Origin of the sequence: Candidatus Frankia alpina (genome assembly GCF_902806485.1) — a bacterium.
In the GTDB taxonomy this organism is placed as follows: domain Bacteria; phylum Actinomycetota; class Actinomycetes; order Frankiales; family Frankiaceae; genus Frankia; species Frankia alpina.
Genome location: NZ_CADCWT010000054.1, coordinates 1 through 23,059, shown reverse-complemented (window position 1 = coordinate 23,059; position 23,059 = coordinate 1). Strand labels below are relative to the sequence as shown.

The 23,059-nt window shown below is 73.1% G+C and carries 20 protein-coding genes and 4 pseudogenes; 9 read left to right on the top strand and 15 right to left on the bottom strand.

Annotation, left to right across the window (positions count from 1 at the left end):
• Positions 1 to 136: 136 nt before the first annotated feature.
• Positions 137 to 325: pseudogene (locus G6R25_RS31325) on the top strand (LLM class flavin-dependent oxidoreductase); the annotation flags it as partial.
• A gap of 31 nt (positions 326 to 356) precedes the next feature.
• Positions 357 to 995: an LLM class flavin-dependent oxidoreductase gene (locus G6R25_RS08785; protein ID WP_235947857.1), complete on the top strand. Its 639-nt coding sequence runs from the start codon at positions 357 to 359 to the stop codon at positions 993 to 995.
• On the opposite strand, the gene G6R25_RS08780 is transcribed toward G6R25_RS08785, so the two are convergent.
• Entirely contained in the window at positions 900 to 1,655 is a 756-nt protein-coding gene (locus G6R25_RS08780) for an IclR family transcriptional regulator (RefSeq protein WP_163552583.1), read from the bottom strand. The two genes, G6R25_RS08785 and G6R25_RS08780, sit on opposite strands and share 96 nt — an antisense overlap.
• Before the next feature lie 232 nt (positions 1,656 to 1,887).
• Here G6R25_RS08780 and G6R25_RS31320 point away from each other — a divergent pair, with 232 nt between their 5' ends.
• The 5 genes and pseudogenes from G6R25_RS31320 to G6R25_RS08760 all read left to right on the top strand — a co-directional run bounded on the left by G6R25_RS31320 (position 1,888) and on the right by G6R25_RS08760 (position 7,625).
• Positions 1,888 to 2,583, top strand: coding sequence for an FAD-binding oxidoreductase (locus tag G6R25_RS31320; RefSeq protein ID WP_235947855.1), 696 nt, complete (start codon positions 1,888 to 1,890; stop codon positions 2,581 to 2,583).
• 15 nt (positions 2,584 to 2,598) lie between these two features.
• Positions 2,599 to 3,264 carry an FAD-binding oxidoreductase gene (locus G6R25_RS31315; protein WP_336500976.1) on the top strand — a complete coding sequence of 222 codons (666 nt, stop codon included), beginning with the start codon at positions 2,599 to 2,601 and terminating at the stop codon, positions 3,262 to 3,264.
• Between the two features lie 112 nt (positions 3,265 to 3,376).
• Entirely contained in the window at positions 3,377 to 5,554 is a 2,178-nt protein-coding gene (locus tag G6R25_RS08770; RefSeq protein ID WP_163552582.1) for a malate synthase G, read from the top strand.
• A 66-nt stretch (positions 5,555 to 5,620) separates the two neighbouring features.
• Positions 5,621 to 6,771: pseudogene (locus G6R25_RS08765) on the top strand (thiolase family protein).
• Positions 6,772 to 6,836: 65 nt separating this feature from the next.
• On the top strand, positions 6,837 to 7,625 hold the full coding sequence (locus tag G6R25_RS08760; RefSeq protein WP_163552581.1) for an enoyl-CoA hydratase/isomerase family protein: 789 nt from the start codon (positions 6,837 to 6,839) through the stop codon (positions 7,623 to 7,625).
• Between the two features lie 69 nt (positions 7,626 to 7,694).
• Here G6R25_RS08760 and G6R25_RS08755 read toward each other — a convergent pair whose 3' ends face one another.
• Genes G6R25_RS08755 through G6R25_RS26540 form a run of 4 tightly spaced genes read right to left on the bottom strand, consistent with a single transcriptional unit; the run spans position 7,695 to position 10,088 of the window.
• A complete protein-coding gene (locus G6R25_RS08755; protein WP_163552580.1) occupies positions 7,695 to 8,540 on the bottom strand; it encodes an ABC transporter permease subunit in 846 nt (281 codons plus the stop codon).
• Positions 8,537 to 9,406 (bottom strand): ATP-binding cassette domain-containing protein, encoded by an 870-nt coding sequence (locus tag G6R25_RS08750; RefSeq protein ID WP_163552579.1) that lies wholly within the window; start codon positions 9,404 to 9,406, stop codon positions 8,537 to 8,539. The genes G6R25_RS08755 and G6R25_RS08750 overlap by 4 nt, the downstream gene beginning before the upstream one ends.
• Positions 9,403 to 9,813, bottom strand: a complete 411-nt coding sequence (locus G6R25_RS08745; RefSeq protein WP_235947851.1) for a GntR family transcriptional regulator — start codon at positions 9,811 to 9,813, stop codon at positions 9,403 to 9,405. The genes G6R25_RS08750 and G6R25_RS08745 overlap by 4 nt, the downstream gene beginning before the upstream one ends.
• Positions 9,814 to 9,845: 32 nt before the next feature.
• On the bottom strand, positions 9,846 to 10,088 hold the full coding sequence (locus tag G6R25_RS26540) for a hypothetical protein (protein WP_235947850.1): 243 nt from the start codon (positions 10,086 to 10,088) through the stop codon (positions 9,846 to 9,848).
• A gap of 19 nt (positions 10,089 to 10,107) precedes the next feature.
• Here G6R25_RS26540 and G6R25_RS30250 point away from each other — a divergent pair.
• Positions 10,108 to 10,248: pseudogene (locus tag G6R25_RS30250) on the top strand (cytochrome P450); the annotation flags it as partial.
• 7 nt (positions 10,249 to 10,255) lie between these two features.
• On the opposite strand, the pseudogene G6R25_RS30245 reads toward G6R25_RS30250, so the two are convergent.
• From G6R25_RS30245 to G6R25_RS08695, 10 genes and pseudogenes are all read right to left on the bottom strand, one after another.
• A pseudogene (locus G6R25_RS30245) lies at positions 10,256 to 10,339 on the bottom strand (IS200/IS605 family transposase); the annotation flags it as partial.
• A complete protein-coding gene (locus G6R25_RS08735; RefSeq protein ID WP_163552577.1) occupies positions 10,339 to 10,503 on the bottom strand; it encodes a hypothetical protein in 165 nt (54 codons plus the stop codon). The pseudogene G6R25_RS30245 and the gene G6R25_RS08735, both read right to left, overlap by 1 nt.
• A gap of 30 nt (positions 10,504 to 10,533) precedes the next feature.
• A complete protein-coding gene (locus G6R25_RS08730) occupies positions 10,534 to 11,595 on the bottom strand; it encodes a TolB-like translocation protein (protein ID WP_163552576.1) in 1,062 nt (353 codons plus the stop codon).
• Positions 11,559 to 13,187, bottom strand: a complete 1,629-nt coding sequence (locus G6R25_RS08725; RefSeq protein ID WP_163552575.1) for an MFS transporter — start codon at positions 13,185 to 13,187, stop codon at positions 11,559 to 11,561. Before G6R25_RS08725 ends, G6R25_RS08730 begins: the two co-directional genes overlap by 37 nt.
• 33 nt (positions 13,188 to 13,220) lie before the next feature.
• Positions 13,221 to 14,726 (bottom strand): N,N-dimethylformamidase beta subunit family domain-containing protein, encoded by a 1,506-nt coding sequence (locus G6R25_RS08720; RefSeq protein ID WP_235947848.1) that lies wholly within the window; start codon positions 14,724 to 14,726, stop codon positions 13,221 to 13,223.
• A 210-nt stretch (positions 14,727 to 14,936) separates the two neighbouring features.
• Positions 14,937 to 15,179: an acyl carrier protein gene (locus tag G6R25_RS08715; protein ID WP_163552573.1), complete on the bottom strand. Its 243-nt coding sequence runs from the start codon at positions 15,177 to 15,179 to the stop codon at positions 14,937 to 14,939.
• Between the two features lie 630 nt (positions 15,180 to 15,809).
• On the bottom strand, positions 15,810 to 16,373 hold the full coding sequence (locus G6R25_RS08710; protein WP_163552572.1) for a flavoprotein: 564 nt from the start codon (positions 16,371 to 16,373) through the stop codon (positions 15,810 to 15,812).
• Positions 16,374 to 16,390: 17 nt separating this feature from the next.
• Entirely contained in the window at positions 16,391 to 17,065 is a 675-nt protein-coding gene (locus G6R25_RS25085; RefSeq protein WP_205446976.1) for an NHL repeat-containing protein, read from the bottom strand.
• A complete protein-coding gene (locus G6R25_RS25080) occupies positions 16,983 to 18,347 on the bottom strand; it encodes a PA14 domain-containing protein (protein WP_205446974.1) in 1,365 nt (454 codons plus the stop codon). The genes G6R25_RS25085 and G6R25_RS25080 overlap by 83 nt, the downstream gene beginning before the upstream one ends.
• Positions 18,344 to 21,577, bottom strand: a complete 3,234-nt coding sequence (locus G6R25_RS08695; protein WP_163552571.1) for a hypothetical protein — start codon at positions 21,575 to 21,577, stop codon at positions 18,344 to 18,346. The genes G6R25_RS25080 and G6R25_RS08695 overlap by 4 nt, the downstream gene beginning before the upstream one ends.
• 858 nt (positions 21,578 to 22,435) lie before the next feature.
• On the opposite strand from G6R25_RS08695, the gene G6R25_RS08690 reads away from it, so the two are divergent.
• Positions 22,436 to 23,059, top strand: a 624-nt coding sequence (locus G6R25_RS08690; RefSeq protein WP_163552570.1) for an esterase-like activity of phytase family protein, incomplete at its 3' end; no start/stop codon positions are given.

The following is a 23,059-nucleotide window of genomic DNA, read 5'->3' as shown; positions in this document are numbered from 1 at the left end:
GCCGCGGCCGTACTCGACGACGGTGACGTCGACGGCGGTGGCGAACGTGGTAATCGTGGTGATAAGCCGTAGCTCCCCGGCGGCCGAACGCAGGCGCAGGGGAACCGCGAAGCCGAGATCGCGGAGTCAAGCGGTCATGGCGACGCTCCTGCCGGTACTTCGCCGGCCCGTGCAGGCGGCGCAGACCCTCGCCTCCCTCGACCTGCTGTCCGGCGGGCGACTGACCGTGGCCGTGGGCGCGGCCTTTCCCGGCCGTTTCGGCCGGCCCCTGCACGAGCTGTCCCAGGTTCCCTGGGCCGACCGGTTCACCCGGCTCGACGAGACCGTCGCCCTGTGGCGCCGGCTGTGGGCCGCCGATGGCCCGACCTCCTTCCACGGCGAACCTCCTGCACTTCGACGGGATCCCGCCGGCCACGGCACCCAGCCAGGCCGGTGGCCCACCGATCTGGCTCGGCGGCGCCGCCCCCGCCGCGCTCACCCGCACCGGTCGCCGCTACGACGGGTGGCTGCCCTACCCACCCGACCCGGCGGACTACCGGACCGGTCTGGCCCAGGTACGGCGGGCAGCCGCCGACGCGGGCCGCGCCACGGACACGATCACGCCCGCCCTGTTCGTGTCGGTGCTGATCGCCGACACCGTGGAGAGCGGACGCGACGCCCTGGCGGACTACAGCCGGGCGAACTACGGACTCGCGCTGCGGGACCTCGAGGCCATCCAGGCCGTGACCACCGGGCCGTCGGCGCAGGTGGCCGCGCACCTGGCGGGCTACATCGCCGCCGGAGCACGCCACCTCGTCTGCCGGATCGGCACCGTTGGCCTCGGGTCCGCGCGGGACCAGCTCGAACGTCTCGCCGAAATCCTCCCGGGCCTGCGCGGGCCTTCCTGTGGGTCAGGCGGGTCAGGTGAGGGCCGTGGCGAGGGCGGCGCAGGCGCGGACGAGGGCGGGGGCCGCGCGGCCGGTGAGGTCGTCGCTCATGCGCACGGCGGGACCTGACACGGACAGCGCCATCGGCGCCATGCCGGGCACGGACACCGGCATGGCGACGCAGCGCACCCCGACCTCCATCTCGCCTTCGTCGAAGGCGTAGCCGCGGGCGCGAATGGCGGCCAGCTCGTCAAGCAGTGCGTCGAGCTCGACGATGGTCGTGGCGGTGTGAGTGGACAGCGTCGAGCGCCTGAGGATCGCGCGGGCCTCGTCGTCGCCGAGCGCGGACAGCAGCGCCTTGCCGACGCCGGTGCAGTACAGGGGGACCCGCCGGCCCACCTCGGTGAAGGTGCGCATCGAGTACACCCCGGGGGCCTGGGCCACGTACTCGGCGCGCTCGCCGGCCAGGACCGCGAGGTTGGCCGACTCGCCGAGCCCGTCGGCGAGTTCGCGCAGGACCGGGGCGGCCCGCTCGCCGAGCAACGCGTTCGCGCCGGCGCCCAGCGGAACCAGCCGGGAACCGAGGCAGTACCGGCGGTCGGGAAGCTGGCGTAGGTAGCCGCGAGCGGTGAGGGTCTGGACCAGCCGATGGATGGTCGGTAGCGGCAGACCGGTCGCCGCGGCCATCGCGCTGATCGAACAACCGCCGCCCGCTGCCTCGGCGACCTCGAGGATGTCCAGGGCACGCTGGACCGACTGCACCCCCGCCGCACGCTGCTCGACCGGCATCCCCGCGCACCTCCCTCTCCCCTTGGGCCGGGCATCGGCCCTGAGCACAGGGCGCGCCTCGGCCGGCTCCCCCGCCTGCCACCCGGCGTTCACCTTGACCGAGGGCCCCGTCGCGTCCTACGTTCGTATCACGATACAGATTTCTTTTTCCGCATGATGGAAGCTGGCAGAGTGGAAGCCGGCGTCCTGGACGCGATGTCGTGCGGACCCTCCCCTGGAAAGGCTCGCCGCTGTGACCGTGAAGGACGTCACCATCGCCGAGCTGGTCGACACGCTGCCCGCCGGGGTGGTCGTCACCGATCCGGACCTGCTCGAGAAGTACCGCCGTGACCGCGCGGCGGACCCGCTCGCGGGACAGCCCCTCGCGGCGGTGCGCGCCGAGTCGACCGAGCACGTCCAGATCGCCGTCCGGTGGGCGGCGCGCCACCGCGTCGCAGTGGTGCCGCGGGAGGCGGGCACCGGGCTGTCCGGCGGCTCCACCGCCGTCACCGGGGGCATCGTGCTGTCGACGGAGCGGATGCGCGCGATCCGCGTCGACCCGCTCACCCGGATGGCCGTCGTGCAGCCGGATCTACTCAACGCCGAGGTCAAGGCGGCGGCCGCGGTCCACGGGCTGTGGTATCCGCCGGACCCGTCGTCGTTCGAGATCTGTTCCATCGGGGGCAACATCGCGACGAACGCGGGCGGCCTGTGCTGCGTGAAGTACGGCGTCACGACCGACTACGTGCTCGGGCTGGAGGTCGTGCTCGCCGACGGGCGCACCGTGCGCCTCGGCGGCCAGCGGCTCAAGGACGTCGCCGGGCTGTCGCTGACCAAGCTGTTCGTCGGCAGCGAGGGGACGCTCGGCATCGTCACCGAGGCCACCCTGCGGCTCATCCCGGCCCAGCCCCCGTCGAGCACGCTGGTCGCCACCTTCCCCACCACCTAGGCGGCCACCGCGGCCATCCTGGCGATCACGTCGGCCATCCGGCCCTCGATGCTGGAGTTCATGGACCAGGCGTCGATCAACGCCGTCGAGGACGTCCTGCACATGGGGCTCGACCGCGACGCGGCCGCGCTGCTCGTGGCCCGTTCCGACAGCCAGCACCTCGCCGCCGAGCGCGAGATGAAGATCATGCGCGACGCCTACGTGGCCAGCGGCGCCACCGAGACGCTGGTCACCGACGACCCGGACGAGGGCGAGGCGTTCGTCGCGGCGCGCCGCGCGGCCATCCCCGCGGTGGAACGGCGCGGCGCGCTGCTGCTCGAGGATGTCGGCGTGCCGCTACCGCGGCTGCCGGAACTCGTTCAGGGCATCGAGACGATCGCGGCCGACCGCGCCCTGACGATCGCCCTGATCGCGCACGCCGGCGACGGCAACACCCATCCGCTCATCGTCTTCGACCCGGCCGACGCGGACATGGCCCAGCGAGCCGAGCTCGCCTTCGGTGAGGTGATGGACCTCGCCATCAAGCTCGACGGCACGATCACCGGCGAGCACGGCGTCGGCCGGCTCAAGAAGGCCTGGTTACCCGACCAGCTCGGTCCGGAGGTGATGGAGCTGTCCCTGCGCATCAAGCAGGCGCTCGACCCTCTGGGCATCCTCAACCCCGGGGCGATCTTCCCCTGACGGCGGACTCTCCCGACGGCGGATCCCCCCCGACGGCGGATTCTCCTGACGGCAGGCCCCGCACGTTTCGACCGCGCCGCTCGGTAACGCGACCACACGACAAGGACTGACGATGACCGAACGGATCCAGATCGGTGCCCTTCAGGTGGCGGCGAGCCTGCACGAGTTCGTGCAGGCCGCCGCCCTGCCCGGCTCGGGAGTTGAGCCCGCGGCCTTCTGGCGCGGCGTCGAGGAAATCGTCACCGCGCTCACGCCCGTCAACCGGGCCCTGCTCGCCGAGCGCGACGAGCTGCAGCGGCAGATCGACGACTGGCACCGCGCCCGCGCCGGCTCCCCGCACGACGCGGACGCCTACTACGACTTCCTCGTCGAGATCGGCTACCTGCGGCCCGAGCCGGAGCCGTTCCAGCTCTCGACCGAGAACGTCGACGACGAGATCGCGCTGACCGCCGGCCCGCAGCTCGTCGTGCCGGTCCTCAACGCCCGGTACGCCCTCAACGCGGCGAACGCCCGCTGGGGCTCGCTGTACGACGCCCTCTACGGCACCGATGTCATCGCCGAGGACGGCGGCGCGCACCGCGATGGGCCCTACAACCCGGTTCGCGGCGCGAAGGTCATCGCCTACGCGCGGGCGCTGCTCGACGAGATCGCGCCGCTGCGCGAAGGCGGTCACGGCGACGCGACGCACTACGCCGGCGCCGACGGCGGCCTGGTCGTCACGCTGGCCGACGGCACGAAGACCGGCCTGGCCGACCCCTCGGCGCTGCGTGGGTACACCCGCGAGGCGGCGTCGCCCAGCGGGATCCTGCTGGGCCACCACGGCCTGCACGCGGAGATCCTCGTCGATCGCGCGGGAGCCATCGGCGCCGGCGACCCCGCCGGGGTGCAGGACGTCGTCCTCGAGGCCGCGCTCACCACGATCGTCGACTTCGAGGACTCCATCACCGCCGTCGACGCCGAGGACAAGGTGGCGGCCTACGCCAACTGGCTGGCGCTGAACCAGGGCACCCTGACCGCGACGGTGACGAAGGGCGGGTCCTCGTTCGAGCGGGCGCTGGCCGCGGACCGGACGTTCACCGCGCCCGACGGCGGGCAGGTCGTGCTGCCGGGCCGGGCGCTGCTGCTGGTCCGCAACGTCGGGCATCTGATGACCACCGACGCGATCCTCGACGCCGACGGCGCGGAGGTGTTCGAGGGCATCCTCGACGCGATCATCACGTCCCTGGCGGCGCTGCCGGGTCTGCGCACGGACGCGGCCCGGCGCAACAGCCGCACCGGCTCGATCTACATCGTCAAGCCGAAGATGCACGGCCCGGCCGAGGCGGCCCTCACCGTCGACCTGTTCGCCCGGGTCGAGAAGCTGCTCGGCCTGCCGGCCGACACCCTCAAGATCGGGATCATGGACGAGGAGCGCCGCACCACGGTGAACCTCGCCGCGTCGATCGAGGCGGCCCGCCGGCGGGTGGTGTTCATCAACACCGGCTTCCTGGACCGGTCCGGCGACGAGATCCACACCTCCTTCGAGGCCGGGCCGATCGTGCGCAAGGCCGATCTGAAGACGCAGCGCTGGATCGCCAGCTACGAGGACAACAACGTCGATCAGGGACTGGCAGCCGGCCTGTCGGGCCGCGCCCAGATCGGCAAGGGTATGTGGGCGATGCCCGACCTGATGGCCGACATGCTGACCCAGAAGATCGGCCAGCTCCGGGCCGGCGCGACGACGGCGTGGGTGCCCTCGCCCACCGCGGCGACCCTGCACGCGCTGCACTACCACCAGGTCGACGTGTTCGCCCGCCAGCGCGAGCTGGCCGACCGGCCCCGCGCGGACCTGCGCGACATCCTGCGGATCCCGCTCGGCGACCCGGCCGCGTGGAGCGCCGAGGACCGCCAGCAGGAGATCGACAACAACGCGCAGTCGATCCTGGTCTACGTCGTGCGTTGGATCGACCAGGGCATCGGCTGCTCGAAGGTGCCCGACATCCACGACGTCGCGCTGATGGAGGACCACGCCACCCTGCGGATCTCCAGCCAGCTCATGGCGAACTGGCTGCGCCACGGCGTCGTCACCCCGGAACAGGTGCACGCCAGCCTGCAGCGGATGGCCGCCATCGTCGACAAGCAGAACGCCGACGATCCGGCCTACCGGCCGATGGCCCCGGACTTCGACGGCGTCGCCTTCCGCTGCGCCACCAGCCTCATCTTCGACGGCGCCCGGCAGCCCAACGGCTACACCGAGCCGATCTTGCACGCCCATCGCCGGGAGGCGAAGGCGCTGGCCGCCGGTCTGTGACATAAGCCGATCGGTGACACAAATCGGTAACGAGAAGACAATGACTATGGGCAAGGTGGTGGGGTCATGCGGGACGCAGCGATCGTCGAAGCGGTGCGGACGCCGATGGGCAAACGGAACGGAGGGCTGGCCGGGGTCCATCCCGGCGATCTGTCGGCGCACGTCCTGACGGAGCTCGCCGCCCGCAGTGGGATCGACCCCGGCCTGGTCGACGATGTCGTGTGGGGCGTCGTCTCGCAGGTCGGCGAGCAGGCCCTCGACGTCGCCCGGACCGCAGTGATCACCGCCGGCTGGCCGGAGCACACGTACCCGGGACGACCGTCGACCGGCAGTGCGGCTCATCGCAGCAGGCGGTCCACTTCGCCGCCGCCGGGGTCATCGCCGGGCAGTACGACGTGGTCGTGGCGGGCGGCGTCGAGTCGATGACCCGGGTGCCGATGGGTTCCGCGGTCGGCGACGCCAAGCCGCATCCGGCCAGGTTCATCGAGTACTGCGACGGGGTGCGCCCCAACCAGGGCGTCGGCGCCGAGATGACCGCCGAGAAGTGGGGTTTGTCGCGGACCGCCTGCGACGAGTTCTCCCTCGCCAGCCATGAGCGGGCGGCGGCGGCCGCGGATGCCGGCCGGTTCGAGGCGCAGATCGCCCCGGTCGACCTGCCGGGCGGCGGCCTGTTCGGCGCCGACGAAGGCATCCGCCGGGGCGGCACGGTCGAGACCCTCGGCAAGCTGAAGACCGTGTTCCGCCCGGACGGCGGCGTCGTCACGGCCGGCAACGCCTCGCAGATCTCCGACGGTTCCGCCGCACTGCTCCTGACGACGAGCGAGCGGGCGGCCGAGCTCGGGCTCACCCCGATCGCCCGCGTGCACACCGCGGTCGTCGTCGGCTCCGACCCCGTCATGATGCTCACCGGTCCCATTCCGGCCACCCACAAGGCACTGGCCCGCAGCCGGGTGTCCCTCGGCGACATCAGCGCATTCGAGATCAACGAGGCGTTCGCGTCGGTCCCGCTGGCGTGGCTGGCCGAGTTCGGCGCCGACCCCGCGACGGTCAACCCCAACGGCGGCGCGATCGCGCTCGGCCACCCCCTGGGCGGCTCGGGCGCGCGGATCATGACCACGCTCGTCCACCACATGCGGGACAACGGCATCCGGTACGGCCTGCAGACCATGTGCGAGGGCGGCGGTCAGGCCAACGCCACCATCCTCGAGCTGCTCTGACCCCGCGGGCGGCTGCGGCCAGCTCCGATCCTCCCTTTCCGTTCTCACGAAGTGGACCAACCCCAGTGGTAGACGACGCACGCGACCTGCTGCGCTACGAGTCGGTCGGCTCGATCCGGGTCATCACGCTGAACGACCCCGACAAGCTCAACCCGATGACCGACGCACTGCACGAGGCACTCACCGACGTGTGGGTGAAGGTCATGCGTGACCGTGAGGTCCGCGCCGTCGTGCTCACCGGCGCCGGGCGCGCCTTCTCCGCCGGCGGCGACATCCCGGGCTTCCTGGCCTGCGTCGAGGACCTCGACCACCGCCGGTCCAACATGCGCACCGCCCGCCTGCTCGTCGACCACATCCTCGGCTGCCACGTGCCGGTGATCGCCGCGGTGAACGGGCCGGCCGGCGGCCTCGGCTGCAGCATCGCGGTGTCCTGCGACATCGTGCTGATGTCGGAGAAGGCCTACCTCGCCGACACCCACGTCAACGTCGGGCTCGTGGCCGGTGACGGCGGCGTGGTGACCTGGCCGTTCATGATGAGTCTGCTCAAGGCCAAGGAATACCTGTTCACCGGCGAGCGGATCCCGGCCGCGACCGCCGTCGAGCTGGGCCTGGCCAACCGGGTCGTCGCGCACGAGAAGCTGCTCGACGAGGCGATGGCCCTGGCGGAGAAGCTGGCCGGGCAGCCGGCCCAGACGCTGCAGGAGACCAAGCGCTCCCTCAATCTGCATCTGCAGCACGCCGCTCTGAAGGTGCTGCCCTACGCCCTGTCGACCGAAAGCGAGTCGTTCTCCTCGCCCGAGGTCGCCGAGCGGGCCCGCACGTTCGCGGCCCGCTCCAGCAGTGGCAAGGGCTGACCCACTCGAATCCCGGCGGGCGGGTTCCTGAAACGGCTATGGCCAGAACAGGAACTCGGCCGCGAGGGTTCACGCGCCGCGGGTGCGCGTGGCGCGCCAGCCGAACGCGAGCAGGCCGGTGGCGAGGACGAGCAGGGTGATCAGGAAGGTGACCTGCAGCGGCCAGAACTGGCTCGCGGGGTGGTAGCTGCTGTTGCCGTGGATGATCCAGCCGTCGCGGGGGACGCTGGGCCGGGGCCCGGTGGTGTGGCTGGTGGGTGTGAGCGTCTGGACTGCTCGACCGGTGCACAGCAGGAGTGCGAGGAACCCGGCCAGCGCGATGCCGACGGCGGGCAGGGTGCGTCGTAGCCAGGCACCGGCGGCGACGGCGAGGGCGAGGGCGAAGGACAGCAGGATCTCCCCGACCGGGGCGAGGCCGACGGAGAAGAACCACGGCCAGCGTGAGCTGGTGAGGCCGCCTTCGGTTAGGGGTCGCTGGAGCCGGTCGTTGGCGAGGCCGGCGAGCAGGCCGGTGAGGGCGAGCCCGGTGGCGGCGGTGAGCACCTTCGCGGTGTACCAACGCCGGCGGGGCACGGACTGGGTCCAGGCGGCGAGGTGGGTGCGCTGCTCGATCTCGCGGGCGACCAGGGGCGCGCCGACCAGGGCGCCGATAACGGCGACGACCAGCGGAACGCCGAGCTCGAACAGGGGGATCGCGTAGTTGAAGTCCGGACCGAACCCCTCGAGTCCCGCGCAGCCCGAGCCGTGTCGTTCGCCCGGGTCGTGGCCCGGGCTGATGCAGCCGGCGGCCCGGAACGGCGCGAGCGTGTGAGAGGCGTGCAGCCCGACCCGGAGCATGAGGACGCACAGGGCCGCGACGGTCAGCGCGGCCCACAGCGCCTGCCCGCGGTGCTGCCGCCAGGCGAACCAGGTCATGCGAGTGCCTCCTGCGGGGTGTGCCGGGCGTCGTCGAGGTACCCGAGCACCAGTTCGTCGAAGGTGGGCTGGGATTCGTCGAGTCCCGGTCCGGCGACGGCGCCCGGGTCGGATCGGACCAGCGCGGTGGTCCGCCCGGCGGTGCTTCGCGCGCTGATGACCGACCACCCGCCGGACTGCGGCCAGCCGGCCGGCCCGGAGACGACCCGGTGGTCCCCTCGCAGGTCGTCGATGTCGCCGGCGAGCCGCACGCGGCCGTCGCGCAGCACGATGAGGTAGTCGCAGATGCGTTCGAGTTCGCCCACGGCGTGGGAGGAGAACACCACGGCGGCGCCGGTCTCGGTGCACGCGGCGAACATCGAGGCCAGGAAGTCCCGTCGGGCGAGCGGGTCGAGGTTGGCCAGCGGTTCGTCCAGCAGCAGCAGGTCCGGCTGCTTGGCCAGGACCATGGTGAGCGCGACCTGGGCGCGTTGCCCGCCGGAGAGGGTGTGGATCCGGGCGCGCGGCGGGATGTCCAGCCGCCCGATCCGCTCGGCCGCCAGCGCCGTGTCGAAGCGGGGGTTGAGGTGCCGACCGGCGTCGAGGACGTCCGCGACGCGCAGGCGCGGCCACAACGGCGCGTCCTGGGCGACGAAACCGATCCGCGCGAGCTGGCGGGCCGGGGCGAGGCCGGCGATGTGGACGGTTCCGGCGCTGGGGGGCAGCAGCCCCGCGGCCAGGTGCAGCAGGGTGGTCTTCCCGGAGCCGTTGGGGCCAACCAGCGCCACCACCCGTCCCGCGGGCACGTCGACGTTGCAGTCGCGAAGTCCCCACGTGCCTCGCCCGTAGCGGCGTCCCAATCCGTCCGCGCACAACACGGCCGTCATGCGGCACCTCCGGCGCTGCGGTGGACGTCTTCGCCTGCGCCCGGCTCGTCCAACGCGACGGCGACCAGCGCCCGGATCTGTTCGGCGGACAGCCCCTGCTGCCTGGCCCGCCGGACCCAGCGGACCAGCGGGGTCAGCAGCGCGGGGGGCGCATCCAGCGGCGATGTCGGTGGCGCGGACGCGACGAAGGTCCCCACGCCCTGGCGACGCACCACGATCCCCGCGTGCTCCAGCTCGCCGTAGGCCTTCACGACGGTGTTCGGGTTGACCGCGAGCACCTCCACCAGCTCCTTGACCGTCGGAAGCTGCTCGCCCGGCTTCAGCCGGCCGAGCATGACCTCCTGGCGCACCTGCTGCACGAGCTGCCGGTAGATCGGAACGCCGGACCCGGCGTCGAGACGAAACATGCACACTCCTAGATCACTAGTCTACTAGTGATCTAAAGAATGGCGACGCAATACCTGCGGCGCGCGAGCCCCAGGTCGCCGAGGTGACGCTTACGGACCCTCGCGCCAGGCCGGGGGCCGAGAGCGGCGTCGACGATGCGGTCGGCGAAGTCGCGGTCGATCGCGCCGCGCAGCAGCGGCCGTTCGGTGATCATCAGCGCCTCGGTGATCAGGTCGACGGGGCGAGGCCAGTGCCGGTAGATCGTTGCCCGGCCCACCTCGGCCCGCTGCGCCACGCGCTGGTGCGTCAGCGCCGGGGTGCACCGCTGCCTGGGCTCGCACCTGGCGCGGTTGGAGATGCGCCTGGTGTTCGAGGAGTGGCACCGACTGATCCCCGACTACGATCTCGCCCCCGGTGCGTCGCCGCAGGTGAAGTGGCCGCGCGGCACGCTCGGGACGGTCCTGGACCTGTCCGGACGGGACGGGCGTACTGCGGGCACCACACGACGTGGTAGCCGAGGTCGTAGGCGCCACCCACGCCGATCATCACCTGAGGGGGCGGGGCGCATAAATGTGGTAAGCCGCCTTTGCGTAGCCGTCGGTGCCGGAGCCGAGCCAGTCGCCCACCCAGCCACCGACGATTCCCGTCACGATGGGCGCGGAAGCAGCGAGTACAAGCAGCAGCGCAAACCGCCACCAGGGCTGTTTCATTCCGGGATCGTTCCATGACGGACGGTCGTGTCAGCCCGGAGCGGCCGGAGCAACCGGGACCGCGGACTGGGCGGCCGGGACGAGCAGCCGCGGGCGGCCCGTGCCATCCGCCGGGACCGTCCAGGTATCGGCGAGAGGCGTGCCGGGGCCGGGGTTCGCCACGGCATAGCTGACGTGGTCGTTGTCGATCCAGGCGGCCTGGTCGTCCACGTTGCGGGTCTCGGCGAGCAGACGGTCCGCGCCGGTGGCGAGGTCGAGGACGTGCAGGCGCCAGGTGGCGGGGGCGAAACCGTGGTTGCGCCGCGACTTGTAGGCGATGCGGTCACCGGCCGGGGACAGCGACGGGCATTCGACGCCGTCCCGCAGGATCTCCGCCCGCCGGTCGCGCACGTGCCCGCGGATCAGGTAGTAGTGGTCGCCGGTGTGCAAGGTGGCGTAGAAGGCGTCGGAGTCCGCCGCGAACGTGACGCCCCAGAAGTTCTCGTCGATGGCGTGTAGCCGGTGCCCGCCCCGCGTCACGGCGAAGTCCTCCAGGTCGGCGACGGTCCGGCCGGAGATAAGATCGATGAGCAGCGTCCGGGTCGAGAAGGTGTCGATGTTGTAGGCGTCGCCGGCGACGAAGGTGGTCGCCGCGCCGATCCGCCCGTCCGGCGCCACCCGCGTCCGGCTGGCGAGGCCCGCGATCGGCAGCCGGAACAGCACACGCAGCCGGTCGTCGAACACGGCGACCCCGGCACGGGCGGACGCCCGGTCGTCGGTGAGGCACAGGCCGCGCCCCGCCCGCTGGTCCACCCGGTCGCAGGTCAGCGACGTCGGCGCACGCGGCCCGGTCGGATCGCGCACGTCGACCGCTTCGACCCGGCCGAAGCCCGCGCCCTCGGCGGCGTCGAGCACCAGCAGGTGCGGGCGGACCAGCAGCGCCGGCACCGACACGGTCATCGGCACCGGGCGGGCGGCGCCGGGCGACGCCGACCCCGTGGCCCGGTGCGCGCCCGACGCCCGGACGGCAGGCGCCTCGCGTCGTCCGTCCCGCACGCTCACCCCGACCGCGCCCGTCAGGCACACCGCGACGACCACGGCAAACGTTGCCACCCGCGGGCCCGACGGCCATCGCAGTCCTCGCGCCAGGCTGTCACCGCGGCCGCGTGCGCCGACGGACACTGCGGAAACCTCGACTGCAGGAACTGCGGGAACCTCGGCTGCGGGAACCTCGGCTGCGGCGGATTCGGGAGTCGGGGGACGGGAACGGCATCGGCGGAACGGGCCGACGAGTGGTGGCCGGGTCGGAAGGGCCGCAGCAGCACCGCCGCGAACGCCCCGCTCACCAGCGTCAGCGCGAGCGCGTCGACGAGCGCGGCGCCCGGCCCGCAACGGGTCCAGACTGCGCCGAAACCGAACGTCGCGGTCCCCCGCGCGGCGGCCAGCACGAGTCCGACCAGGGCAAGCCCCATGGTCCGCGCCGACGCGGGAACCGTCTGACTCGTCAGTGCGGCGATCACCCCGTCCGTGGCGGCGAAGTAGATCCCCAGCAACACGGGCAGGGCGAGCACGCTCACCCCGTACCCGGGCCGGGCGAGCAGCACGGCGAAACAGCAGGCGAGCGCCACCTGACCGCCGAGCAGGACTCGCCCGGCACCGACGCGGTCCGCCAGCCGACCCATCGGCACCGCGAACAGCAGGTAACACAGCGACTCGACGACGAACAGGGACGGGAAGAGCCGGACGTCCATCCCGGCCTGGTGACGCAGGGCCAGGAACAGCAGCGAGTCGCTCACCGCGGGCAGGCTCAGCAGCGCCGTCGCCGCGAGCAGCCGGCGTAGCGCCCGGTTCGCCCATAGCCTGGCGAGAGGAGTCCACAGCCGTCGCGGCGCTCCGCCGGCCGACGCCACCCCCAGCACCCCCAGCACCCCCAGCACGACCGGCACGACCGGCACGACCGGCACGACCGGCACGACCGCGACTGCGGGTGGCACGACCGCGGGCGGCGGCGCGTCCTCCGCGGGCCGGCGGTTCTCCACGAAGAGCGCCAGGATCGCGAGGCCGACGACGGCGAGGAGAAACGCCGCGGTGAACAGCGTCGAGTAGGAGCCGGGTGCGACGCCGAGCAGGACCACGGCCAGCAGCGGGCCGAGCAACGCGCCGCCGGTGTCGAACGCCCGGTGCAACCCGAACGCCTCCATGAGCCGCCCGGGCGGCGCGGACAGCGAGATGAGCGCATCGCGGGGGCCGGTCCGGATTCCCTTGCCAAGCCGGTCGGCGCCGAGCCAGGCGAGCACGGGCAGCCAGCCGTGCGCCCCGAGCAGGCCCAGCCGGGAGGCCGCCGACAGCGCGTACCCGGCGCCGGCCGCCTCGCGGTAGCGCCGCCACCGGTCCGCGAGCAGCGCCCCGAGCAGCGCGATGACCGCGGCGACGACCTGGAGGAGACCGTCGGCGGCGCCGAACTGCAACGCGCTAAATCCCAGCCGCGCCGTCAGGTAGAGCGGCAGCACCGAGGCCACCATCTCGGCGGAGACGTCGGTGACCAGGCTCGTCAGGCCGAGGAACAACACGTTGGCGGACATGGTGGGCGACGCCGCCTCCGCGTCGACGGCGTCGGCAACGCCACCGCCACCGCCGTCGCCGTCCGCGTCGTCCGTCCGGCCGCGTGCGGACTTGGGCAGCGGGCCCCGCCCCGCCAGGTACACGCCGGCCCCGCTACCGGACCCGGACCCGGCCGGTCAGTTCTTCTCTCCCGGCGCGGTGCCGCCGCGGTCGTCGGCCGGGACGGCGTCGACGGCGGGATGGCGCACCCCGGCGGGGCCGGCGGCGAAGGCGGTCAGCAGGTTGGTGGTGATCTGGGTGATAGCCCGTTGGACGTCCGGGCCGCCGGTGCCGGGCCCGCAGACGTCGGCCAGGGGGCAGACCCAGGCGCTGGTTCCGCTGTCGAACACCCCGGCCCCCGAACGCGCCGTGTAGTAGGAGACGTCGGAGAAGTCGTGGACGCCGCGGCAGGTGATCGGGGAATGGGCGATGACCTCGATCGGCCGGGGCGTGGGATAGGCGAGGTCGACCCGGTCGTACTCGGAGCCGATCAGGCCGGGCAGCCGGGCGCCGGCCGCGAGCCCGGTGCCCGCCAGCAGCCAGGACTGCGGCCGCGTGACGACCAGGTCGCCGTGGACGGGGTTGCACTGGTACATCCCGCCGGTGAGCGAGCTCTCCGGGTCGGCACCCGGCGGGGAGGGCCAGTTGGCGGTGATCCGCGCGTTGTCGCGGCCGTACAGGGGATCCTCCTGGGCGACCTTGTAGGCGGTCTCGAGCCGGTCGGGCCCCAGCGGCGACGGGTCGAGGCGGATCCGCCGGTACACGGCGTTCGCGCCGAGGAACGCGAGGTTGGTGCCGCGGTCGCGGGCGGCGGTCAGCGCGGCCCGCATCGCCGGGGAGTAGTACTCGTCGTGCCCCAGCGAGATCACCACGCGGGCGCCGTCGAGCAGGTGCGGGTCGGCGTGCAGGTCGAGGTCGGTGGCGTAGGAGACCGGCAGGCCGAGGCGCTCGGCGAGGGCGACGAGGGGCTCCTCGTTGCCGGTGAAGTCCGCGGCGCCGTCACCGTAGTCGTACGGCCGGTAGAACGAGACGACCCTGGCCCGGTCCGCGAAACCGCGCGGGCCGTGGTAGAGGCTGTAGCCGCCCCAGGCGTTGTAGGCCTGCCAGGTGGTCACCGCGTTGAGGATCACCACTCGGCCCGCGGCGGACGGCCCCCGGACGGTCAGCGGCACGTACCGGTGGTTGCCGTCGGAGGCGTCCAGCCGGAACAGGTAGTCACCGGGCGGCCAGGACCCGGTGGGGAAGGTGGCGGTGGGCGCCCAGGACGCCGCCGAGATCGTGTTGGTCGCGGGGTCGTGCGCCGGGCCGGCCTGACGACGGCCGGGAAGCGGCCCGACCGTCGTGATCAGGCGACAGGTCCGCCCGCCGTACCACCCGGTGCGGAAGACCGAGACCGTCAGCGACGGGGCCGTCGTCGACGCGAACAGCCGCACCGGCGTGCCCGCGGCGATGCCGACCTGGTCCAGCCAGCCCTGCACCGCGTTCTGCGGACCGAGCTGGCTCAGGCCGCACTCGGCCCCCGGGCGGGCGTTCTCGGCCCGCACGTCGAAGCCCCCGGACTGGTCGCCGCCGGGGCCGGACGTCGTCGGGACGCGAGCCGCCTCGGGCCGGCGTGGCGGGTGTGCGCCACCGCCGCATCCCACCAGAACGAACCCGCATCCGATCACACAGACATAAGACACAAGGCGGATGAGCCGGCGCCGACGCACGGCTCATCGTCGCAGTATCCGCCCCGCCCGGCCTCCCGGGGTGGCCGAATCCGACCGGATCGACCGGGTATGGCGCGGGGGCCTGACCTCAACCGAACCGAACCGGACCGGACCGGGACCGGGACCGGGACCGGTCAGGCCAGGTCAGGTCACGGCGGAACCTGGGGCCGAGGTGCCGGACAGGTGGGCGAGGTGCCGGTGACAGGCCCTCGCGCGGTCGGCGTCCTCCTTCATCACGGCGCGGAAGAACTCGGCGATCTCCCGCTCGTCGGCGTTCTCCGCGTCGCGGATGAACTGCTCGTAGTCGTGCCCGGCCTTCAGCGCGTGGTACTGCACCGTGATCAGATCGTGGACGATGTCGCTGAACCCGGTCTCACCAGTCGCCATGAGATGCCTCCTTCTCGCACTTCCGGGAGGTCGCAGCAGATATCCACGGCATTCCGCGGAGGCTCGCTGCCAAACATTGCGCGCCGCCAGGCTGGCGACCGTCGGTTCACCGTCGGGATCCGGATCATGCCGGCCTCCGCTGCGGGCTGAACTCGCGGCAGACAGTCATCCTGCGTGTCGAACGCTCGGCCCCGATGGGGCGGAGCCGAGCCGGAACCAGGACGGGACCGGTTGCGGTGCGTTCTGCACGCTCTGAGCCCGCGGACCGTGCGCAACGCACCGCAACCCGCCTCATGCACCCGCAGAAGCGACCCGGCTACAGCACCAGTGCAGCCGCTCGCATGCGCCTTTTCCGGTGTTCGGTGACGGGGTGTCGTCAGACGGCGCTCGCCTCGCCGCCGGACGGTTCGCCGGAACCACCCCGCGAGAGGTGTGCGTGGGAACGGAGCCACGTGGTTGCTCTGTATGGACAAATCGGACGCCGAACCGTACAGAAGAACCACGGTGGCGGCTCTCCCACCCATCCGCCCCGAACCGCGAGCCGTCGTCCGTGCAGCACCCGGTCGTAGCCACATGGCGACGTCACGCAGCGTGAAAGCAGGACAGGAAGCGGACCTTCGCAGCGTTGTACTAGCCCGCCCCGCCACGCCCCCGTGGGAGGGCGGCGAGGGCGGCGCGCAGCTCGTCCCAGGGAAAGGCGGTGTTCTCCCGGCCGGGCTGGTCGGTGCCGCCGCGCGGGTCGCCGGGCCGGCCGAACACGAGACGCACGCCCCAGGAGCGCAGCGCCTCGACGCTCGCGGCGTAGGCGGGGTGGCCGGCCAGGGCGCTGTTCGGATACGGCGCCATGATGATCGGCAGACCCGCGCCGAGAGCCTCGTTGAGCAAGCCCAGCGCCAGGGTGTCCGAGATGCCCGCGACGATCTTGTTGACGGTGTTGAACGTCGCCGGGGCGACGACGAAGGCGTCGGCCGGCGGCAGCACGTCGGGCTCCCCCGGCCGCTTGTATCCGGAGCGGACCGGATGGCCGGTGAGCTCGGCGAGCCGCCCGGCGTCGAGAAACGCCATCGCGGCCGGAGTGGCGATCACGCACACGTCCCACCCGGCGGATCGGGCGTGCTCGACGAACCCCGGCAACTCGACCGCGGGATACCCGCCGCACGCGACGACGTAGAGCACCCGACCGTCGGCTGTCATGAACCACCCTCCCGCGGTCAGTACAGGATGCGCTGGCCCGGACCGGAGCCGGCGGCGGCGAGCGCCCGCGCGGACATCCGGTAGAGCGACGCCTGGGTGGCGTCGTTGCAGGTGTAGTACAGGTCGCCGCCGCGGTCGGCAAGGATGCCGAACAGCCGCTCGGTGTCGCCGACGCACGCCTGCCGCAGGACGGGCCGGGCGAGGGCAGCGGTGTCGGGGCCGGGGGCGGCAGGGCCGGGGCCGGCAGTGCCGCTGCCGCCCGGCCGGTCGCTCACCTGCCAGGCCGTCCCATGCCGGGCGTCGGTGAACAGCACTCCCCCGCCGCCTGGGGCCGGCGCGAGGCTGGTGATGGCGGCGTCGTCGAGGCCGCGGTCGACGACGGTCCTGATCCGGCCGTTCTCGACGACGTGGATGCGGGCGTGCCCGTCGGCGTAGGACAGGACGAACACCCGGCCGGCGGCGTCGACCGCGACGCTGTAGGCGTTGGCCAGCGGGACAGCGGTCGCCCGGTCGGTGCCGTCGTCGTACCGGCGTTCGTGGGCCACCCGGTGGCCGCGGTCGGTGGCGGCGCCGTTGCCGGCGACGAGCTGCGCCGCGGTGGTGCGATAGTCACCGGTCCCGGCGGCGGGATCGATCTTCCAGACCTGGCCGGCGTAGCCGGTGGTGAAGTACAGCACGCCGCTCGGGCTCACCGCGACGCTGGTCGGCGTGCCGATCTGCGCGCCGACGTTCTTCGGCCCGCCCGCACCGCCCGCCGGGCAGATCGTCGACGGCGCCACCGACCTGCCGCGGTCGGCCGCCCCCGCCAGCACCCGGTCCACCGTCTCCGTCGACGGCCGCCCCGCCACGGTCTCGCCCCGCCGCGGCTGCCCCGCCGGCCGGTACACCCGGCGGACGACGCAGTTCCACTCGTCGGCGACGAAGACGGACCCGCCGTCGGCGGCGATGCCGGCCGGGCGGCGCAGCGCGGCGACCGCGGCGGGTTCGTCCCGGGCCGGTCCCGGCTGGCCGCTGCGGTCCGCGGCGGTCCGGCCGACGATGGTGCTGGCCGTCCCGCGTGCGAACAGCGTCAGCGCGTGCTGGCTGGAGTCGGCGAGCAGGATGCCGCCGCCGCCGTGCCGCCAGGCTGACCAGGCCACGCAGCGGCAGCGGCGCGCTCAGCGGGTACGCCGGCGCGGCACTCGGCCGGGCGGGCGCCGCCGCGGGTCCGGCGCCGTCCCCCGGCCCGACGCGCAGAACGCCCGTGGCGAGCAGCACGGCGACCGCGAGGACGACCGCGATCAGGGCCGACGCGGACCAGCCGAGCTCCCCCATCCGTGCCCGCACCGGCTTGACCCGGTCCCGCAAGGACCGCGCGTCCCGCAGCACGGCGTAGGCGTGCGCCCGGCGCCAGCCCGCCAGGGTGGGCTTGTTGAAGCTGAAGCCGCCGAAGTCCGTGCCGTGGTTCTGCAGGTAGGCGCACTCGTCGGCGCTCAGGCCGAGGGCGCCGATGAGGATCGCGGCCTTGGCCACCCGGGCGAAGACCTCGTCGGCGCCGTCCGCCGCGTAGCTCGACAGCAGCGCCGAGGCAGGGACCGGCGTCGTCGGCGACGTCGCGGTGCGCCACTGGAGCTGGGCGACGTCGGCGCCGCCGGTGTCGAGCTGGTAGAGGGTGCCGGCCTTGAGCGTGACGAGGTCGCTGCTCCAGACGTTGTTCGGGTCCTCCTGCTGGTGCGGGAACGCGACCGGCGCACCGTCCAGGGTGAGCGCCGCGGGCTGGGTGTCGCTGCCGGTCACGACGAACGTGTACGCACCCCCGGCGGGCGGCAGCAGGTAGCCGTGCCAGCCGGCGCCGGCCGGGGCGGCTTGGCGCAGGCCGAGGAGCGCGTCGATCGCCCGCGTCGGGGCCGCGCCGACCACCAGGACGCCGGAGAGCAGGGTGTCGGTGACGTCGGCGGCCAGCCCGGACTCGCCGGCGACGGTCTCGACGATCATCTTGTGCGCCAGCCGGGCCCGGAGCTGGGGCAGCAGGGCGCGCAGCAGGTAGAGCCGCTTGCCGGGCGCGGCACCGGCGGCGGCCGGGTCCGGCGGCGGGTTGACGTCGCCCGCGAGCAGGATCGCCGCGGCGTCGTCGGGCGCGGGAAAGAGCGCCTGGAGGGTCTCGGTGAAGAACCGGCGCGGCTGGGCCGCAGCGCCGCCGACCAGGCTGGCGACGCGGAGAGCGTCTTCACGCGCGCGGTCGCAGCCGGGGTGAGGATGCCGGTCACCCGCAGCTCCGCGGTCGGCGACGTCGTCTTCGGCCGGGGCACGTAGGCGACGGTGGCCGCGAGGTCGTCGGGCACCGTCAGGGTCAGCCCGGCCGGCGCGTTCGTCGTGTGGACGGACGTGCCGTCGAGCAGCCCGACCAGGCCCGTCACCACCGCCTGGTCGAAAACCAGCCCGGCCTCGGAGCGGACCAGCTCGTCGGTCGCCTGGTCGAACCCGTCCGCCGGCAGGTCGGGGTGGGCCGCGTCGATCGCGGTCAGTCCGTCGTACAGCGCCTTGGTGGTCCGCAGCACCTTCACCCGGCCTGGGGCCAGCGGGCGGCGCGGATCATCGTGGTCGAGCAGCACGTAGTCGAGCTGGCGGTAGCCGAGGCCGGCGTCCGCCGCGGCCTGCCAGTCCGCCAGGAACGTCCACGCCGCGCTGGCCGACACGAACGGGTCCCCGAAGACGGCGACCACCCCGACCAGGTCGGGGATCTTGACGCGCAGGTACTTCGCCAGCACCGCGTGCCGGAACAGCACCGTGGCGCTGGCCAGGGCGAGCCCGTCCGGGAGGGCGCGCCACTGGACGACGGTGGCGAGGTCGGTGGCGAGGTCGGTGGCGGACAGGCCGAGCGCGGCCTGCAGACCGGCGACGTGGTCACTGATCTTCCCGGCCGCGGCGAGCACGTGCCCGTTCGCGTCCGGCCGGAAGACCGGGTCGATCGCGAGGACGTTGTGCGAGCCGAACACCCTGGTGTACAGCGAGGGGTCGCCGGCGGTGCTGACGTCGGCCCAGAAGCTCAGCACCCGGTCCAGCGGCAGCCCGGTGATCTCCAGCACGCGGCGCAGCGCCACAAGCTGGGCGAGGAAGTCGACGGTGATCTCCGTCGGCTCGGGGACCGGCGGGCACGGCGGGTCCTGCGGGCCGCCTTCACCCGCCGAGCAAGGGCCGGACGGCTCGGCGAAGCTGTCGAGCCGGACGAAGGCACAGTCGCCGGCCTCGGTGACCGGGCCGGCGGCTGGACGCGCCGACAGGCCGGTCAGCGCCTGGTCGGTCTCCAGGATCGTCCAGCCCGTCGAGCGCCAGAGCCGGATAAACCGGTGAATCCGGTCGTATTCAGCGGTGGTCACGCCCGTGCCGTCCAGGTGGGTCAGCCGGACCGGGCCCAAGTCGCAGTCGTCCAGCAGCATCCAGGTGATCCGCTTGCCCGTGCGGTCGGCGATCGCGCCGGTCGAGTCGACGGTGCCGATCTGGACGCCGGCATCGTCGAGCACGGTAAGCGTGCGGTTCGGGTCGAGCGGAGCGCCGGAGAGGTCGGTGACCAGGCCCGCGTCGGTCACCTGGCCGGCCACCGCGCCGGTGTTGACGTCGGTCACCACGCCCTCGGCGGTCAGCCTCCACTGGGTGGTCGCCCGCGGGGCCTCGGGGACAATGCCGATGACGATGTCCGGGATAGCCAGGTAGCCGTGCAGCGGCAGCCGGCGGGTACCGGGCGCGTCCAGCACGATCAGCCCGCCGATCTGCTCGAACGAGCAGCGCGCCCACTGGTAAACCTCGTCACGGCTCAGTCCCGGCTGCTCCTGTGTCAGGAAGTCGACGAGCGGGCCGAACCGGCGCCGCGAGTCTGTGCTGGTGGTGTCCACCAGGCCCTGCAACAGGCGGTACCGGAACCTGACCGCATCGGTGAGCCGAAGCGCGGCGCCGCTGGGGAAGGCCGGGTTGAGGTACCGGGTCCGCAGCAGGTCGGACAGCTCGACGTACGTCACCCCGGTACGGGGCAGCAACTGGGCTGCGACGAAGGTGAGGCCGCTCGCGGCGCCTTCGTCCCGGTCGAGCATCGCGGCTTCGAAGTCGTAGCCGTAGTACTCGTGGACGGGGCGCACGCCGATCTTCGCGAGGTAGTCGTCCTCGCTGACCTCCGCGCCGGTGGTCAGGCTGAAGTACTCCCGCGGCCAGAACGCCTGGCGGGCCAGGTGGATGTACTGCTCCTGGGTGAGCCCGAGGTACTCGGCCTGGCAGGCACGGTCGAGCGCGACGCCGTGCAGCCGGGTCAGCTCCGCCTGCTGGTCGTCGTCCAGGTCCGCGCCGTCACACCGCTCGGTCGCCGTCCGGAACGTGTCCAGCACGTCGAAACGGCTGGTCCCCAGGTAATTCAGCCAGATCCGCTCCCGGTCGATCGGCTGGTGGTAGGGCAGGCCGAACGGGCGGACCGCGCTCTTCAGCTCGCAGTACGCCTCGTAGTTCACGTGCTGGGGCTGAGCCTGAAGCTCCGCGGTGGTCTCGTTCTCGACGTTGAAGACGTCCAGCACGGCCTGCCTGGGCACGTGCGTGTCCAGCGCGTACTCGGCCAGGTGGACCGTGAAGCTCTCCATCACCTCGGTGGCGAGATCGAGGTACGGCAGCACGGTGAAGGTGTTCTCGCAGGTGAGCTCCAGGTCCGCGAGATCCGGCCGGCGCCGCAGCAACATTCCGAGCGCCGTGCCCTCGATCCCCGTGCCCGCGTACTTGGGGTCGTCGTCGAGGTTGTTGTTCCGCAGGTACTGGAGGAGCTCGACGAAGTACGCCGCCGGGCTGTAGACCGAACGGCAGTCGTCGCAGACGCACGTGTCCAAATCGGCGAACAGGGGCTGCGCCGCCGCCCCCGCACCGACGGCGTCGAACTTCGCCTGTAACAGGCCCACCCGCTCGTCGCGACTCGCGGCGCCGTCCAGCAGGGCGATCCCCGACCCGGTGACGGTCTCCCGCAGCGACGCGAGCACCGCCTCGTTGCGAGCCTGGACCCGCACCGCCGCAGCGTGCACCTGGTGCGCAAGCTCCGGCTCGAGGCCCTCACGCCGCGCGTGCTCGACGAACCGCGCGCGCGGCACCTGGGCGACACTCACCGCGGACGGCACCGCGGCCCGCGCCAGAAAGGTCACCGCCTCGGGCACTGGGCTGATCGCCTGGATCCGCTGGAGCGTGCCGAGCTGCCTGGTCACCGCGTGGCGGACGTCGGCCGGCACCCCGGCGCCGGGCGCCCACGCTTTGACGACCTCGTGCACCGGCGTCGCGCGAATAGTCGAAGTCCGGCGCGCTGGCCAGCGCGTCGGTGACCGCGGCGCGCACCGTCGGGTCACCGGCCGGCACCTCCCCGTCGGCCAGCATCCTGCGCAGCACCGCCGTCGGCTCGGCCCGGAACAGCCCGCGGCGCAAAGCGGTCGCGGCGGCCCGCCGGTCCGCCTCCGGCCGGGACGGGTCCAGCAGACCAGCAAGCGAGTCGACATTCTGGCCGAGCGCCACCTCACGCAGGGTCGGCAGCTGGCTCTGCGCACCGAGCGCGCGCGCCACGGACGGATGGTCGCCGGCCCAGCCGATCAAGGCATCCGCCGCCGCCAGCCGATCGGCCACAGTGGGCAGCTTCCGCTTCAGCGCGTCCAACGCGACATCCCAGCGGCCGTCCGCGGCCGCGACCGCCTGGTCAACCTGCTCCCGCTGGTGGGCCGTCCGCAGCAGGGGCTTCAGGGCCTCGGCCCGGGCCCGGGCATCTGGTCGGCTGGGCGGCATGACGGAACCTCCGGTGCCATCGACACGGCGCGACGATCCGCCAGACGAGGTGGCTAACCGGGCCGTCGGCGGTGAACCTGGCGGACGCGCCCGCAGAATTACCGGAATCGCCCCCGACTGCCCGGCAGGCGCCACAGCGCCGGCTACACTGCGCATCCTAACGAAAACAGCCAAACCAGGTAAAGGTTTTCCCGGATGAGGCCGTCACCAGACGAGGAGAGACGGCGTCTGTTCGGGCGCCGTTCACCTCACGGGCCTTCCACCGGTCACCCCCGCCCGGGAAGTGTGACGGCATGACACCGATCCGTCGCACCGTCCTGGCGGCCGCCGCGGCAGCGGCACTCGCGTGTTCCGCCGCCACGGCCGCAGCCGCATCGACGACGGCAGCCGCACCGACGACCACGGGCAATCCCGCGGCGGCCGGCGCCGCGACGGCGCTGGGCGTGCCGCGGGAGAGGTCCTGCCCGCCCACCGCGGTGGCTGTCGGGTTCAGCGACGCGTTGGACAAGGCGTCGATCGACGGGGTGACGGTCGGGGGGCTGTCGGGGCTCGCCGCGGATCGGCGGGGCGGCGGGTACGTGGCGGTCGAGGACCACAGTGGGACGGAGCCGGCGCGGCTGTTCTTCTTCCGCGACCCGCGCCACCCCACGCTGACGGGCACGCTGACCCTGCGCCGCCCGGACGGCACCCCGTACGACGCGACGAGCTTCGACGGGGAGGGCGTCGCCGTCCTGCCGGACGGGCGGTTCCTGGTCAGCTCAGAGACGGAGTCGTCGGTGCGGGTGTTCGGGCGGGACGGTCGGCAGGCCGGGGAGCTCGCGGTGCCGGCGCGTTTCGCGGTCGCACCCGCCGGCGAGGCGACGACGAACGCCACCCTGGAGGGCCTGTCGGTCTCGCCGTCGGGGCGGTTCGTGTAC

Coding starts and splice junctions, on each gene's coding strand:
- G6R25_RS08710 (WP_163552572.1), bottom strand. CDS start 16,373: ATGACAGCCGACGGTCGGGTGCTCTACGTCGTCGCGTGCGGCGGGTAT.
- G6R25_RS25080 (WP_205446974.1), bottom strand. CDS start 18,347: ATGATCGTCGAGACCGTCGCCGGCGAGTCCGGGCTGGCCGCCGACGTC.
- G6R25_RS08750 (WP_163552579.1), bottom strand. CDS start 9,406: ATGACGGCCGTGTTGTGCGCGGACGGATTGGGACGCCGCTACGGGCGA.
- G6R25_RS08770 (WP_163552582.1), top strand. CDS start 3,377: ATGACCGAACGGATCCAGATCGGTGCCCTTCAGGTGGCGGCGAGCCTG.
- G6R25_RS08735 (WP_163552577.1), bottom strand. CDS start 10,503: ATGAAACAGCCCTGGTGGCGGTTTGCGCTGCTGCTTGTACTCGCTGCT.
- G6R25_RS08745 (WP_235947851.1), bottom strand. CDS start 9,813: ATGTTTCGTCTCGACGCCGGGTCCGGCGTTCCGATCTACCGGCAGCTC.
- G6R25_RS08785 (WP_235947857.1), top strand. CDS start 357: ATGGCCCGACCTCCTTCCACGGCGAACCTCCTGCACTTCGACGGGATC.
- G6R25_RS08755 (WP_163552580.1), bottom strand. CDS start 8,540: ATGACCTGGTTCGCCTGGCGGCAGCACCGCGGGCAGGCGCTGTGGGCC.
- G6R25_RS08780 (WP_163552583.1), bottom strand. CDS start 1,655: ATGCCGGTCGAGCAGCGTGCGGCGGGGGTGCAGTCGGTCCAGCGTGCC.
- G6R25_RS08715 (WP_163552573.1), bottom strand. CDS start 15,179: ATGGCGACTGGTGAGACCGGGTTCAGCGACATCGTCCACGATCTGATC.